The sequence below is a fragment of the Enterococcus sp. genome (assembly GCF_032555305.1).
Taxonomy (GTDB): domain Bacteria; phylum Bacillota; class Bacilli; order Lactobacillales; family Enterococcaceae; genus Enterococcus_A.
On the sequence record NZ_JAWGOQ010000010.1, the window covers coordinates 1 to 14,421 of the forward strand.

Annotated in this window: 9 protein-coding genes; 7 read left to right on the forward strand and 2 right to left on the reverse strand. The window is 36.8% G+C overall.

Going from position 1 to position 14,421, the window contains the following annotated elements:
* The first annotated feature begins 219 nt into the window (after positions 1–219).
* Positions 220–645 carry a phosphate-starvation-inducible PsiE family protein gene (locus E6139_RS09035; protein WP_316402735.1) on the forward strand — a complete coding sequence of 142 codons (426 nt, stop codon included), beginning with the start codon at positions 220–222 and terminating at the stop codon, positions 643–645.
* 50 nt (positions 646–695) lie between these two features.
* Here the strand turns inward: E6139_RS09035 and E6139_RS09040 are convergent, their stop codons facing one another.
* Entirely contained in the window at positions 696–1,610 is a 915-nt protein-coding gene (locus E6139_RS09040) for a sulfite exporter TauE/SafE family protein (protein WP_410470520.1), read from the reverse strand.
* An 80-nt stretch (positions 1,611–1,690) separates the two neighbouring features.
* The gene (locus E6139_RS09045) at positions 1,691–2,557 is read right to left on the reverse strand and encodes a LysR family transcriptional regulator (protein WP_316402736.1); all 867 of its coding nucleotides are present in this window, start codon (positions 2,555–2,557) and stop codon (positions 1,691–1,693) included.
* Positions 2,558–2,746: 189 nt separating this feature from the next.
* On the opposite strand from E6139_RS09045, the gene E6139_RS09050 reads away from it, so the two are divergent.
* The 6 genes from E6139_RS09050 (at position 2,747) to E6139_RS09075 (ending at position 14,420) form a co-directional block, all read left to right on the forward strand.
* A complete protein-coding gene (locus E6139_RS09050) occupies positions 2,747–3,286 on the forward strand; it encodes a prolyl-tRNA synthetase associated domain-containing protein (RefSeq protein ID WP_316402737.1) in 540 nt (179 codons plus the stop codon).
* Between the two features lie 177 nt (positions 3,287–3,463).
* Positions 3,464–4,825 carry a sensor histidine kinase gene (locus E6139_RS09055; RefSeq protein WP_316402738.1) on the forward strand — a complete coding sequence of 454 codons (1,362 nt, stop codon included), beginning with the start codon at positions 3,464–3,466 and terminating at the stop codon, positions 4,823–4,825.
* 6 nt (positions 4,826–4,831) lie between these two features.
* Entirely contained in the window at positions 4,832–5,566 is a 735-nt protein-coding gene (locus E6139_RS09060) for a LytTR family DNA-binding domain-containing protein (protein ID WP_316402739.1), read from the forward strand.
* A 701-nt stretch (positions 5,567–6,267) separates the two neighbouring features.
* Positions 6,268–7,371 carry a tyrosine-type recombinase/integrase gene (locus tag E6139_RS09065; protein ID WP_316402740.1) on the forward strand — a complete coding sequence of 368 codons (1,104 nt, stop codon included), beginning with the start codon at positions 6,268–6,270 and terminating at the stop codon, positions 7,369–7,371.
* A gap of 504 nt (positions 7,372–7,875) precedes the next feature.
* On the forward strand, positions 7,876–9,690 hold the full coding sequence (locus tag E6139_RS09070; protein WP_316402741.1) for a SpaH/EbpB family LPXTG-anchored major pilin: 1,815 nt from the start codon (positions 7,876–7,878) through the stop codon (positions 9,688–9,690).
* Between the two features lie 29 nt (positions 9,691–9,719).
* On the forward strand, positions 9,720–14,420 hold the full coding sequence (locus E6139_RS09075; RefSeq protein WP_316402742.1) for a SpaA isopeptide-forming pilin-related protein: 4,701 nt from the start codon (positions 9,720–9,722) through the stop codon (positions 14,418–14,420).
* Position 14,421 lies beyond the last annotated feature (1 nt).

Below are 14,421 nucleotides of genomic sequence, written 5' to 3' on the forward strand. Positions count from 1 at the left end.
ATCGATTCCTACGATCATCGTGTTTCTTGGCAATTTAGAAATATTTTGGTCTTATTGCTGTGAGACACAGCGATCGGTCTTTGGAGCTGATGTGGAACATTACCTACTTGGTGCTCAAAAGCTGAGCGAGTTCGCGAAGCCTTTCTTATATGCATATTCTTTCTGATTTGATTTAAGACTTGCTATAATTTAGCTAACGATCGGATGGAGGGATGCAGGATGAAAGAAAATTACTTTTTAAAGTTTGAAAAAGCAATCAGTACTGTCGTTGATATCTTATTGGCCCTGCTGATTATCGTCGTAGTCATCGTGATGGGAGAAGGTATCGTTAATATCGTCTTGCATGTGATTCCGCTGAATAATGTCTCCGAGTTGACGCTGTTAATTGACGAGATTGCCACGCTCTTTATTTTACTGGAAGTGATTTTGATGCTGTTGCGGTACATCAAAGAAGGGCATCATATTCCTGTTCGCTATTTGATTTTAATCAGTATCACCGCGATTTTGCGTGAATTGTTGCTGGCACATGGTAATGGCGCCAATTCATTATTGCTGTCGATCTCGATTTTAGTGTTGGTGGGAGTTCTCTTTATTTTAGAGAAGGTCAAGGCCTTCCATCGCGGAGAAGATCGAATAGAGAAATAAAAAGGCTTTGTACCGATTTTTGGTACAAAGCCTTTTTCAAACTGTATGATTTAAGCTGTAACAGTTTTACGTGATTTTATGATGTATTGGATACCAGTAATAAAAATAATGACAATAACTAAATACGTAATCATGGTAATATCCAGTCCCATCAAGAATTGCGAAGCGATGATTACACCAGGAATCCCACCGATCGTAATCGCTAGAGCAATCTTTCTTGAGTAGGCTTTTTCACGAATAAAGTTGATACTTGCGACTGGTTGAAGCCCAGCACATGAACACATCATGATCGGGAAGGCTGCTAAAGGAGTCATCCCCAGCATGTAGACCATCGCCATACATGGCGCGTACAAACCAACACCGACTGTCATCAAAGCCCCAAAAAAGAAGTTTCCGACGATTCCGGCGATCAGCTTTACACCGGTTAATCCCGTAGCTGTGTTGCCTTTTCCTAACAAATCAATGACTTCAGTTTGACGCAGCAGCATCAAAATAGCTGTGATCAACAGTGCCCAGCCAATCCATTTTTGTACCGTTCTTTCTGACATTTTTGTAACGAATTTTGATCCGAACCATGAACCGATCATCGCTGCGACGATCAAAGAAACTAAGGTCATTGGATCGACCTTGATTACTGTGACGAAAATCACTGCTTCGGTCAGGACTGGAATCGCATGTCCAACATTTAAAATTCCCGGTAATTTCCGGTCATCATCGTTTTGTTTTGTGATGTTTAACATCATGGTCGTAAGAGCGAAGCTCCCAATTCCGATCGTATCCGCAAAATCGGCAATAAACCCAATAATTCCATTAATTAACCAGTTCCCTGGTCCTAAATCGTCACGATGAGTCACCACATCGCGCACAAGCATAAATGCTTGAAAGATCATCAGACCAATCAAAATATAAAAAATAATCTGTGCCATAAATCCTCCCGTAGGTCTTTTTCCTATAATTATAACAATAAACAAAAAAGAAAAACCATAAAATTTGAAATTTTTGTGATTCGTTGAACTAACGAAGCGGAAAATAAGTTCTTTCTATTTCAAAATTCATTGAAGGATTTTAGAAATTCACGACTGGCCAAAGAGAGTAGAGATTCGTTGCGATAAAGGAGTCCAACCTTGCGAAAGACCGGTTTGACAAGGGTTCTGGTTTCTACTTGATAAGCAATTCGCTGCAGAATTAATTTAGGTAATATACTGATTCCTAAGTTTTTCTCCACCATCGCTAAAATTGAATAATCGTCCCAAGTGCGAAATTTGATTTGAGGCTGTACCTGTGCAGCGTTTAACAATTTAGTGATGTCGGAAGTACCTTCACGTTCCAGCAGAATAAATGGTTGATCGGTTAAATCAGCCAAGTCGATCTTCTCTTTGGACAAAAAAGGATGTCCTTGTGGCAAGACCACTAGTTGTTCATCATCATGCAGAAATTTTTGTTCCAAATCGTGGACAGCCGGTAACCGGGAAAAGCCGAAGTCAACGCGGCCGTCCAGTATCCATTGCTCAATCTCGTCATAGTCGCCCAGCAATAATTCAAAATCGATCTTTGGATAATTCTTTTGGAAAACTCTGATCGCTTCAGGCAGCCAGTGGGTCGCGACACTAGAAAAAGTTCCGATCCGGATCAAACCAGTGTCTAAGTGACCAAGCTCCGCCAGCTGATTTTGCAGAGTTTGATATTTTTCTGCTAGCTCTTTGGCATAGGGCAAAACATTCATGCCATCTGAAGTCAGCCGCAGCCCGGCACGATTCCGTTCCAGCAATTTAATTCCCCATTCCTGCTCGAGATCATTAATCATGCGACTGATCCCTGATTGGGAATAGTTCAAAATCTTGGCAGCTTTAGTGAAACTGCCGAGTTCGACGGTTTTAACGAAAGCAATGTATTTTTGAATGTTCATATCCATGATTGTTCCTCCTAACTTTACATTTGGTTTTGTCATGCTTAATATGCTGATAATTCGTTTTTGTAATCTATGTTTCTATGATAAATTACTGCTAATAACTATTCAATAAAAAGACTGCGAATCTCCCTTCCTGCTTTAGCAGATTAGTAGAATCAATGGTCTATCGAGAAAAAAATAGAGGTGAGGAAAATGGTTTTAGTAAGTGAAGCATTTACGGCGGTACCTGCGACATACAGCACGCCATTACAGGCAAAAGTCTATCAAATTTTGGAAGAGTTAGGGATGGATTTTGAGCGAGTAGAAACAGAAGAAGTCATTACGATGGAGGATTGCAAGCAAATTAATGAACGACTGGATATGGAAATGGTCAAGACATTGTTCTTATGCAATCGCCAAAAAACAAACTTCTATTTGTTTGTGACCTGCGGCGACAAGCCCTTTAAATCGAAGGAATTCAGTCAGGCACTAGAGATCCCTCGGGTCTCATTTGCATCGGCAGAACAGATGGATGAAATGCTAGGGACAAAAATTGGCGCGGCGACGATCTTTAGCACATTATTGCAGGAAGCCAAAAAGGTTCAGCTGGTTTTAGATAAAGATGTTTGCCAACAGGAGTATTACGGTTGCAGCGATGGCACAACGACCGGTTATTTGAAATTACGAACGGAAGATGTGTTGCAGAAATTCTTACCATACGTAAAACGCCAACCGAAAATCATTGAAGTGTAAAAAGCTTATAGAGCATCTCAAGCGAGATACTCTATAAGCTTTTTTTTGCATCAATTTCGAATCCCATTTGATTCTTGTGTTCAAATTGTAGAATTAAATGATATTTTTACTTGCCAATTTAGATATTATATACTTAATAAATATATATTGATTTGACTTATTATTAAGGGAGGGTCTATGAAATATCTCGTAATTATTTATTTAGTGAATTTCTTTACTTTAATTTTGATCAACTTTTTTACTTTATTTTTAACAAATATTCTTTTAGAGCAAGTACTTTTTTTAGAAAAACGTAGGGTTTATTTTTTTTGTAACACTATTCTATTTTCTGGATTGATTTCCTCCGTCTCTTTGATTGATTTAATGAATGGAATTCAGATTGGCTTTTTAGTGTACAGTATTCTTCTAACACTCCAAATTATCAGCGGCTATTTACTGATACGATCATTTTATCCAATGATGAATTATGCTCAGAATCTATTTATCCAAACAATTTCAGTGGCAATTTTAGCTGTTTTCAAGTATATACTACTAAGTTTTTCGTTTGGATATATCCAAAGTTTGCCTCAATTAGCGACCATGTTTGTAGGAATTATAATCTGTCTTTTTCAAGTAGGAGTGGCAATCATTGTTTGTTGGGCAGCAAGAAGAAGTCAGATAATAAAAGCCATCAAAAGAATCCTTGACTATTCTGTATTTATGTTGGTATTTGCTGGTTCATTTTTCTTTAGTGAGTTATTTGTGTATCTCCGCTTTTATTTAAATAATAATGATGATCAGCAGGTTCATTCATGGTTACTGTCATTAGCCTATTTGATTGTATTAATTATTTTTGGGTTATGGACTCTAACGATTGACCAGAAAAAGAAATGGGAAAATACCCAGCTTATGTTAATTCAGCAACAAAATTATTTGAAGCAAATGGAAGAGGTTCAAAAGGAGATTAGAAGCGTTCACCATGATTATAAAAATATGCTTACGGGAATTTATATGCATGCAAGCGAAGGAAATACTAAGGAAATCCAAATGTTTTTGACAGATAAATTTTTTCATATTGATCATCAAATAGAAGAGAAATTAAAACGGCAAAATCAGTTATTGCTTATTGAAAACACTGAGATTAAAGGATTACTGATTAGCAAGTTAGCAGAGGCTGAGTCAAAAGGTATTTTGATACATCTGGAGATAACAGATATCTTTAAAAACTTTCCAATGGAATCTAGTGATCTGCTGAGAGTTATGGGGATTTTTTTAGATAACGCAATCGAAGCTGTAGCGGATCTTAATCAATCTATGCAACAGATATCTATAGTGATTATGCAAGATGAAAAGTCTTTCGTTATACGTATAAAAAATTCCAATGGGCATAAGATTTTGCTACATGAACTGATGCAGCCGAATTTTTCAACAAAAGGAAAGAATCGTGGATTTGGACTCGCAAATGTTAGAAAAATATTAGCGAAGTACCCTCACATTTTAAATGAAGTTAGCATACAAAATGATCAATTTATTCAAACATTAACGATTAAAAAGGAGTGATTCACTGTGGTTCCAATATATATTTGTGAAGATCAGTCAGAGATATTAATGCAAATAGAAAAAAATGTTCGGAATATTAGTATGATTGAGGAATTTGATTTCAATGTTGTTTTGGCCACTAGATCTCCTGAGGAATTACTCTGTTCTTTACAAGAGAAACGAACTCAAGGTATTTATTTTTTAGACATTGAGTTCCCCAAGGAAGCGATGAATGGTTTCGAACTTGGAAAAAAAATTCGAAAATTAGATTCCAGAGGGTTTTTAATTTATGTTACCACTCATAGTGAATTATTACCGGAAACCTTTGCCCATCAACTAGAAGCGCTTGATTATATTTTGAAAGATGATCCGTCTCAATTGAATCACCGTATCAAAAAGGCACTATCAACGATTCAAAATTTGTTAGGTAATGAGTTGCATGAAGTGAGAGAGATATTTACTGTGGAGAGTGCCTCACGTATCTTGCATATACCTGTTGATACTATTGAGTATTTCGAGACAACCTGTAAAAAGCATAACGTCGCATTAATCACAGCTGATCAATATGTCGAGTTTCCTGGGAATTTAACTCAGATAGAAGAACGTCTATCTTCTAATTTTATCAGAACGCATCAATCCTATTTAGTTAATCGTTCGAAGATTCAGAGTATCGATAAAAGGCACCGCATGATACTACTTAAAAGTGGCGGTACTTGTTTAGTGTCTCGTAGTAAATTAAAAGAACTTAAAAAACTCTTTTGACCGAATAGGACATAGAAAGCACCGAATAGTTTATAATTTCCATTCTCATCTTTTTATTGGTTATAGTAATAAAAAACCATGCAAAGAAAGATGATTATGGCTAAATAAATCAAGGGTTAAATCAAGTTTGAAACAGTGAAGGAATTTTAGTGAGATTAATAAAGATAAAAAGTAAAGAATTAGTCGTAATTAGTGAGATAGATTACGACTAATTCTTTACTTTTTCTTTTTTTGTATATAAAGATAATTCTCATAACAAGTAAAAAAATAAGCTTTCTTTGTTAATGAAATGTAATAAATAAGGAACGTCATGGGGTTTATTCTTATTTAAATAAGAATAATAAAGAAATTACAACGCTAAAATAACGATGCGACTCATAGAATGCGTGCCTCAATTGTAAGGTACATATATTTATGCTGGAAAAAAAACTTTCTTAGTCTTCCTAAAAACTAGAAAGACTTTTGCTGTTGTAGAAATAAATTAACTTATTTGTTAGCTATATCAAAACTGTTCGTACAAACAATTATATATTATCGATTATTATTAGGCAATACAAATCATCAAAATAATTATTGTTATTGATAAAGATAACTATTTTATAGATGCATATTGGTTTTTATTACTTGTTTTAATCATAAAACAAGAATGGAAATTAGAAATGAGCCGTCTGTTAAGCCGTCAAAAAAAGGAGGATATAGAAATGCGTAAAGGTGAAAATATTTATCTAAGAAAAGATGGACGATGGGAAGGAAGGTATCCAAAAGGGAGAAAATCAGATGGTAAGATTAAATATGGGTATATTTATGGAAAAACCTATACAGAAGTAAAAAATAAAATATTTCCGCTTCGAGTCCATTACAGTACACTCCAACAAACTAGAGGCACTTCATGTGAATCATTCGAGGAATGGGTCATTCAATGGTTAGGTGAAATCCAAAGAGAGATAAAGCCCTCTACTTTTTCGAGTTATTTCTACAAATTGACGAAATATGTTCTTCCAAAAATCAAAGATGTATCCTTAAATGAACTGTCAGGAAATCATGGTAGGTTACTTTTAAAGTCACTTCAAGATAGACTCAGCAAGGCAACAATACAAGTCATCTTCAGAATTATTAATAAATGTTTGAATTGTGCAAAAAAAAATGGAAAGATCATAACGAATCCATTTTCTGAAATTCAATTACCAAAGGTCAAGCGAAATAAGGTCAGTTCATTAACTCGTTCTGAGCAATCGCGTCTCATGTCAATTGCCAAAAAGGAGAAAAAGAACCATGGGTTACCAGTTTTATTGGCATTACATTCAGGGATGAGAATTGGCGAAATCGCTGCGCTAAAGTGGGAGGATATTGATTTCGAATCAGAACTAATCTCTGTGAATCACACGTATCAAAGGATAGGAGCTCTAAGTACGCATGATAAGACGCAATTAGTTTTTACAGAATCAAAGACTAACTCTTCTGTTCGAGTGATCCCAATGGGAAAATCGTTAAAAAAAATATTACTAAAACATCGTAAGCAATCAAAAACTTCATTTGTTTTTTCGACGAATGGTCAACCTTGTGAGCCAAGATTACTGACATATCATTTTCACCGAATCCGTGAGAAAGCAAATTTGTCAAAAATCCATTTTCACCAATTACGACACACTTTTGCAACCCGATGCTTAGAAGCAAAGGGAGATGTTTCTTCTGTAAGCGCGCTTTTGGGGCATGCATCCACACAAATGACCTTGGATACTTATGTACATGCACTGATGGAGCAACGGGTTCATGTAATTTCGAAAATGGAGAAAATAATTAGCTGAAGACGTTTTTAATTAGAAAAAAATTAGATTTAAGCCTGTATGGAGGGCTTTTTTTGTTTTTTTTCAAGAAAACGTTTACTTAAGGGAGGTCAATAATTAGTCTGAAATATTTATTGTCCATTTATGATTTGAAAACTCAAAATTGGTGCGATCAAAAATATTCGCCGTCATTCATCGTCAAGATTTGTAAAATACAGCTTGTTTTATCAGCCTTTCTAAAGGGCTTCTAGTTTTTCGGAAGACTAAGAAGTAAATTCGGGGATTTTTTAAAGAGCCCTGAATTTTTGTAACGAAAAAAATTAACAAATTACTTTTTGAAGGGAGGTATGTTTATCGAAGGACGGGCATACACAGTTTTCAATAGTAAGCAACTTAGACACAAAAGAATGACCATGTTGTTTAAGTGAAAAATAAGTGAATGAAAAATGACGGCAATCAAATTTCTCTCTATTCATTTATTTTAACCAATTTTATCAAAAAGAGGAAAAAGAAAAGGAGTTAATTATGAATAAAAGATGGATAAGTAAAACAGCAATGACTTTGGGTGTATTAACAATGGTTGGATCAGTAGGAACAGGAATGATCAATGTTTCTTATGCAGTAGAACAAAATATAAGTGGTAACGCTGTGTCCGATGATACTTCTGATCGAACAATTACACTTTGGAAGTATGAAATCAGTAGTTCAGCCGATTTGGGAGAGCGTGGAGATGGGATTAATCCAGATCCGAGTAAGGCACCGGATCTTAACGGTAAGAAATTGATGAAAGGCGTAAAATTCGAAATCATTAAAGTTAAAGCAATCGGAAATGCGAATCTTACAGATCCTTTAAAACAAGTAAAAGGAACTGATTGGGAAGAAGATACAAGTTTTGCCAAAATGGAAGGCGAGACTGATGATGGTGGTAAATTGACATTTGATGTAAGTGAACTTCTTGGCGCAAATGATAAAAAGAAGGCCGATGGAATCTATTTAATCCGTGAAGTTCCAGATAAGGATGGGAACTATACTTATGTAAATGAAAAGGGAGAAACGAAGAAAGTTACTAAACCAATGGATCCGTTCTTTGTTCATTTACCACAAACAAAACGAGATGATACTGGTAGTTTGATTTACGACGTTCATGTTTATCCTAAAAATATTGTTTCAGAAACCGAATTAGACAAAACCGTTGAAGGCGGTAAAGGATACTCTATCAAAGCGGGCAATTCTTTCCAATGGGAAGCAACTACTAAACTTCCTGATGGGCTATTCGCTATTGCTCCTCAGGAAATGGACGTTCCAAACTATGTAGATCCAGATACAGGTGTGACCTCTGATAAACATTTTGCAGCTGGTGATGAAATTTACGCTTCTTACTTCAGAGTATACGATAGCATCAGTGCAGATCTTAAGCTAGAAGATGTGGATGTCTATGCGATTCCTAAAGACGGTGGAGCAAAAGTAAAACTGACTAATGGAACGGAGTATAAAGTTACTTTAGGTTCAGGTGGAGGAACAGCTGCAGAGATTGCTCCTGGGAGTAAAGTAGAAGATGTGACATTAGGTGCTACGAAAGATGTCGTTGTCAGCTTAACTAAAGCTGGTATGAAAAAATTAGGTGTTGATGAAGATACACACCTTCAAGTCGTCTACAAAGTAAAAGCGGATAAAGATTACAATGGCACGATTTCAAACGTTTATGATGTTAAATTCTTACTTCCTGGTGGAACACCTACTGAAGAAATAAGTGATAAACCTGAGTACTTTAATGGTGGTTTAGATATTAAGAAGACGGATAAAGCTGGTGCAGATTTGTCAGGTGCTGTATTCCATATCGCATTAACAGAAGAAGATGCTAAAGCGAAGAAATATTTAGCATCAGACGGCAATTCCTATACCTTGAATGACGATGGTACTTCGACACCAGCATTGCCTAAAGATGTAACTTACTTAACTTCTGAGTCAGATTCAGATGGTAATGCTCATTTCGATGGATTGAAATTAGACTGGTACACAGAGTCTGGTAATAACACGAAACAAGATCCAGAAATCCCTTCTGAAGCAACTTGGGATAAAGCAGATATCAAAAAAGATTACTGGGTAGTAGAAACGAAATCTCCAGATGGGTATGAATTATTGAAAACGCCACAAAAAGTTACGGTTACTTTGAATTCACATGAAGACAGTACAATTGAAGTTACTGTAGTGAATGAACCAAAAACCAAACTACCATTCACCGGTGGAACTGGAACAATGTTGACCATTATCATCGCAATTGGAGCAATCACTATCGGTACAGCAGCAATCGCAATTGATAAAAAACGTCGCGCAGTGTAAATGGAGACGACAGAAAGGATGGGCAAGTCATGCAAAAGATAAGACTGGACAGAAAAATTGCGATTGTTCTTCCCATCATACTTCTTTTAGGAACAATCATTTTTCTGATTGCTCCAAAAGGAGGGCTCTTAAAAGCTGATAACACGGCGAATACATTTGTAAATATTTACCAAAACGGCAATGACATCACGGATGGTTCCTTTCAAACGAAGGAACCATCTGTTGAAGTCGATATTAAGTCTGACGAAAATCAATTGCTTAAGTTCTCAAGTATGGACAAAATAACCATTGATTCAAAACAAGAAAAATTGGCTGTAAAGGAAATATCTGAAACAGATTTTAGTGTCAAAGAATTACTAGCAAAAACTGAAACGGATATTGAAGAAGACGAAGATCCCATTGAAAATAGCTTGGTCAAAGTGATAAATAAAGATGGAGAAATTACCGCCACATATTTACAAATAGCAGAAAAAAGTCAAGTAAAGCTACTTTTTGAAAAAAAAGTAAGAGAAGAGATAGAGGTCAATCTTTCTTCCGTAAAAAGCAATAAAGAACAGAAAGTATTACAGTTTATTGGAAAAAAACAAAATGAAGCATTACCTACCTTAGATGAAATCGAGAAACAACAATTCACAGCGAAGGATTCTTTTAAGCCATTTGAGTTCAAAGGAGATTTACCGGACTTGAAGAAGGCCGCTAACAAGGCAACGAAAGAATCAGCTTCGGCTGTGGAGGTAACTGGATTACATCTTAGTGTGGCAGATGGTACCAATAGTTTTGATGAAGGTAGTGGAAATAAAGCTGGATTTGACGAAAACGAAAAGAATGGTATTGTCAGAAGCTATGATTCCGTTGCTTATAAATTAGCATTTTCAATGGAAAGTACAGACGCAACAGTTAACTATAAGAATATAAAATACCGTGTTGATATGGAACTCCCTGATGCTTATACAATTGCAAGCGATGGGGAAGAACGATTCAACGCTGCTGTTATGCAAGGACCAGAGAACTATGGAGAATTACGAGAGGATACAGCCAACTCGAAAACGTCATTAGGTTTTGTAGAAGATACACTCATAGAACCTGGAAACAGCAACATCATTATTCCAATCATCGTCAATGTTTTTGGCGCAAAGCATGGACACACTCTGCAACCCAATATTAAGCTGACCATTCTAAGCGCAGAGAATGAGAAGACAGGCGAAACGGTTGAGATAAATAAGGAATACACTGATGAAAACCTAACAGCTTTGGGTGTTTCGCCAACAACAGTTTCTGCAAAAGCTTCGATAACTGCAAATTTGGTTAAAGGTGGAAGCACACCGCTAAAAACATTTGCTCCTAATACGAGTAGAAGCACTGCATGGGACGCAATAGCGTTTGGTGCAACTTTGTCTTTGAAAGCTTTACCTGAAAGAGGTGCAGTTGATGATTTTCGAGGATCAACTTTTCCAAGTGGCAAGATATCATATTTCATTCGATCGGAGTCAAAATGGAGTAAGACTGGGAGTGAGGGGTCTTTTGAAACAGTCAATATTGGAGGTGCTGCAGCTGAAGCAAGACCAGTCTTAGCAATTGCTACTGCTCCGGCAACGAGTAGTACAGCGGCAGCGGATTGGGCGCAACGTAGAGAAACTGGAAGTACTTTAAAGTATACCGATAATTTAATTGATTTAGCCATTCCTAGAGGAAAAACTGGTCAGATTCATACTGAAGAACCGAATGTCAGTTCAGAAGAAAAAAAACAAATTGGTGTTTACGATGCAGGAACATTCGCAATAGAAGATAATGCAAATGCCATTAAGGTCAATAATTCAGCATATGCTCCGTTGAACAATCCTTATACGTATACGCTCAAGGGATCAAAAGTTTCTGCAAATAATAAAATGTTTTCTAGTATTAGTTTGATAGCAGAGTGGTCAAGACAACCTCTAGAAAATCGAGGAGCTGGTGTTTTTGAGACTACTTTAAGAATTACGGATCTTACTTATGAAACTGAGCCAGGTAAGACCGTTAACGAAACGCCAAGTACCTCTGTAAAATTTGGAGCAAAGAAAACATCAGTTGGGGGCTTCGTTACAGGAGTAGGTGTCGTAAAATTCATTCCTAATATGGAATTAGACAAACCAGGAGATTTTGCAACTTCATTTGCAAGTATTGGCGACTCGCAACAGTCAACTTCAGGTGACGGTATTGTCGAACAAGGAGCAAAAGATGTTTATCTAGGGAATGTTGCTCATGCAAGTCACACACTTGCTAGAAAAGTAGCAACTTTTTTAAGATGGAATGCAAATTCATTTGAGTATGATTCAAGGCGAGATCTGTTTTTAGATGAGAACTCTAAAAATGGATATATCGATAGGAAGCAGACAAAATATGGAGTTAAAAAGTCTGGAAGTATGCCCGTACTTACAAGAAGAGACCAAAGTGTTTTGGAAAATGATTATACGTGGTATAGCACTGCTAAAGAAGCACAAACCAAAGGTAAAATTGGTGCTGTTAAAGTAGTTTCAATTTTAACAGAGGAAGAGAAGTATTCGTTTTATTTTCGAGCACCCGTGAATGTGATCGGAAAAGCAGGAGCTGATAATGGAAATAATGACCCTCATGTAGTTACGATGGACTCCTATTCGTACCTTGCTAATGGAACATTATTAAATCAATATCCTAGTAAGGAACATCCCTACGTACCAACAAAGTTTAAATCAACTGGAGAATGTGACGTTGGGCATAGCGGAGCTGGGAATCGCGGAGATACCATATTCATTAAGCCTATCGGTATCGAAACAACCACAAAACCTAAAAAGGATATTTATAAAACGAATGAAACTGTTGAGTGGAAAGTAACAGGGGAAATCATTTCAAGTACGGATAAGAATCACACTGTCCGATTGACCTCAACTATACCTAAAGGTCTAAGTTACGATGAGGGCTCATCAGTCGATAATACAGGGAAAAAGATAACACCAACTGTCGAAAATATTTCGAACGGTACAACAAAATTGGTTTGGGAACTTCCTAATCGAAATCCCACTAAAGGTGAGCTAGCAGAAGTTGAGTTTACAACAACACCAATATTGAAGAGTTTAACATTTAATTCCGCGCTAATAGCAGAACAGACGGTTAAAACTGTTGGGGAAATTTGGCTATCTGATGATGATTCTCAAAGAGATGAAAAAGCTGAAAAATTCCGTACTTCTAGTGGGAAAGTCCAATTAACACAAAGTCAACAAATCATTCTGAAAAAGAGTGTAGATAAAGAAGCTATTGAAGTTGGAAAAACGGATCCAGCGAATTCTGATGCAAATACGGACATCACGTATACAGTTAATCTAACGAATAACAGTTCGGAACGATTATTAGATGTTCGATTGTTGGATGTTCTTCCGTATAAAGGAGATTCACGTGGATCAGATTTTAATGGTTCGTATACAGTCAAAAAAGTCGAAGTCATTGACGGTGAGGCCGATATACTTTACAAAGAATCACTGGCTTCGGGGTATGAAAAAACGAATCCTAATGATATTACACTTTCTGATTGGTCGAAGTTTAATCCGAAAGTAGATGAGAATACCAAAATAAAGGATGCAAAAGGATTCTTGTTTACAATGGATGAATTGCTTATTGGTGACAACCTTAAAGTTAAAATTACAATTTCTCCAAAAGGTCAAATAGCTAATAACATGTTTAAGAATAGAGCGGTGATCAATACTAGTTTGGATTTGCTGACAAATAGCAATGTCGTTGAAACAACTGTCTATGGTCGTGACCTGACCGGCTATGTCTGGTATGACGACAACTATGATGGATTAATGGATCAAGATTCAAATGGTACACCAAAAGATCCAGTCAAAGATATTGCCGTGAAACTTTATCGCACTAGCCTAGAAAATGGAACCTATAAGAAGGAACTCGTGAAACAAAGTTTGACGGACGACGAGTTTATTGATAGTTCCGGGAACTCGGAGATAAAAACTGGGACGGATGGGAAGTATACATTTTCTAATCTTCCTGAAGGGGACTATCTAGCAGAGTTCGTCTTAGGTGATATTGTTGTTACGAAAAAAGTCGCTATTGTGACGAAACAATTAGTCGGCAGTGATCCGAAACTGAATTCCAAAGCCGATCCCGATGACTTCAAGACACCAGAATACAATCATCCGGTGTTGAAGGATCTACCCACATTATTAACTGGAACAGATAAGGTTCATCATATTACGGATGTCAACGCTGGGTTAACACGTTTATCACGGATAAAACTCTTTAAGTATGAAGAGGGCACAGTTGTTGATCAAGACGGGGATGGCAAATTAAGCGATGCTGAGATTGAAGCTAGCACAACTCGTGCGCTAAAAGGTGCGGAGTTCCAGTTATATAAAGGAAAAAGCGATAATCCAAAACCAGAAGATAAGATCGGAGAAATTAAAGCGACTGATAATTCTGGCTGGTTAGAGTTCGACGTCAGTTTACCACCAGGTGACTACACGATTGTTGAAACAAAGGCGCCAGACGGTTTTGAATTACTGAAAGATCCGATCCATGTAAATGTACCAACCTACAATTATGTGGCTGTCGTGCATGTTGCGGATAAAGGCCAGACCGAATTGCCATTTACTGGAGGAACCAAAGCGATGCGCATCATCTTAATCGGCGCGGCGTCACTCTTAGTAGTCGGTATGACCGGAGTCTTCCTGCATTTTAGACCAATCAAAGTAAGAGGAGGAAACTAAA

Coding starts and splice junctions, on each gene's coding strand:
- E6139_RS09075 (WP_316402742.1), top strand. CDS start 9,720: ATGCAAAAGATAAGACTGGACAGAAAAATTGCGATTGTTCTTCCCATC.
- E6139_RS09045 (WP_316402736.1), bottom strand. CDS start 2,557: ATGGATATGAACATTCAAAAATACATTGCTTTCGTTAAAACCGTCGAA.
- E6139_RS09035 (WP_316402735.1), top strand. CDS start 220: ATGAAAGAAAATTACTTTTTAAAGTTTGAAAAAGCAATCAGTACTGTC.
- E6139_RS09070 (WP_316402741.1), top strand. CDS start 7,876: ATGAATAAAAGATGGATAAGTAAAACAGCAATGACTTTGGGTGTATTA.
- E6139_RS09055 (WP_316402738.1), top strand. CDS start 3,464: ATGAAATATCTCGTAATTATTTATTTAGTGAATTTCTTTACTTTAATT.
- E6139_RS09050 (WP_316402737.1), top strand. CDS start 2,747: ATGGTTTTAGTAAGTGAAGCATTTACGGCGGTACCTGCGACATACAGC.
- E6139_RS09065 (WP_316402740.1), top strand. CDS start 6,268: ATGCGTAAAGGTGAAAATATTTATCTAAGAAAAGATGGACGATGGGAA.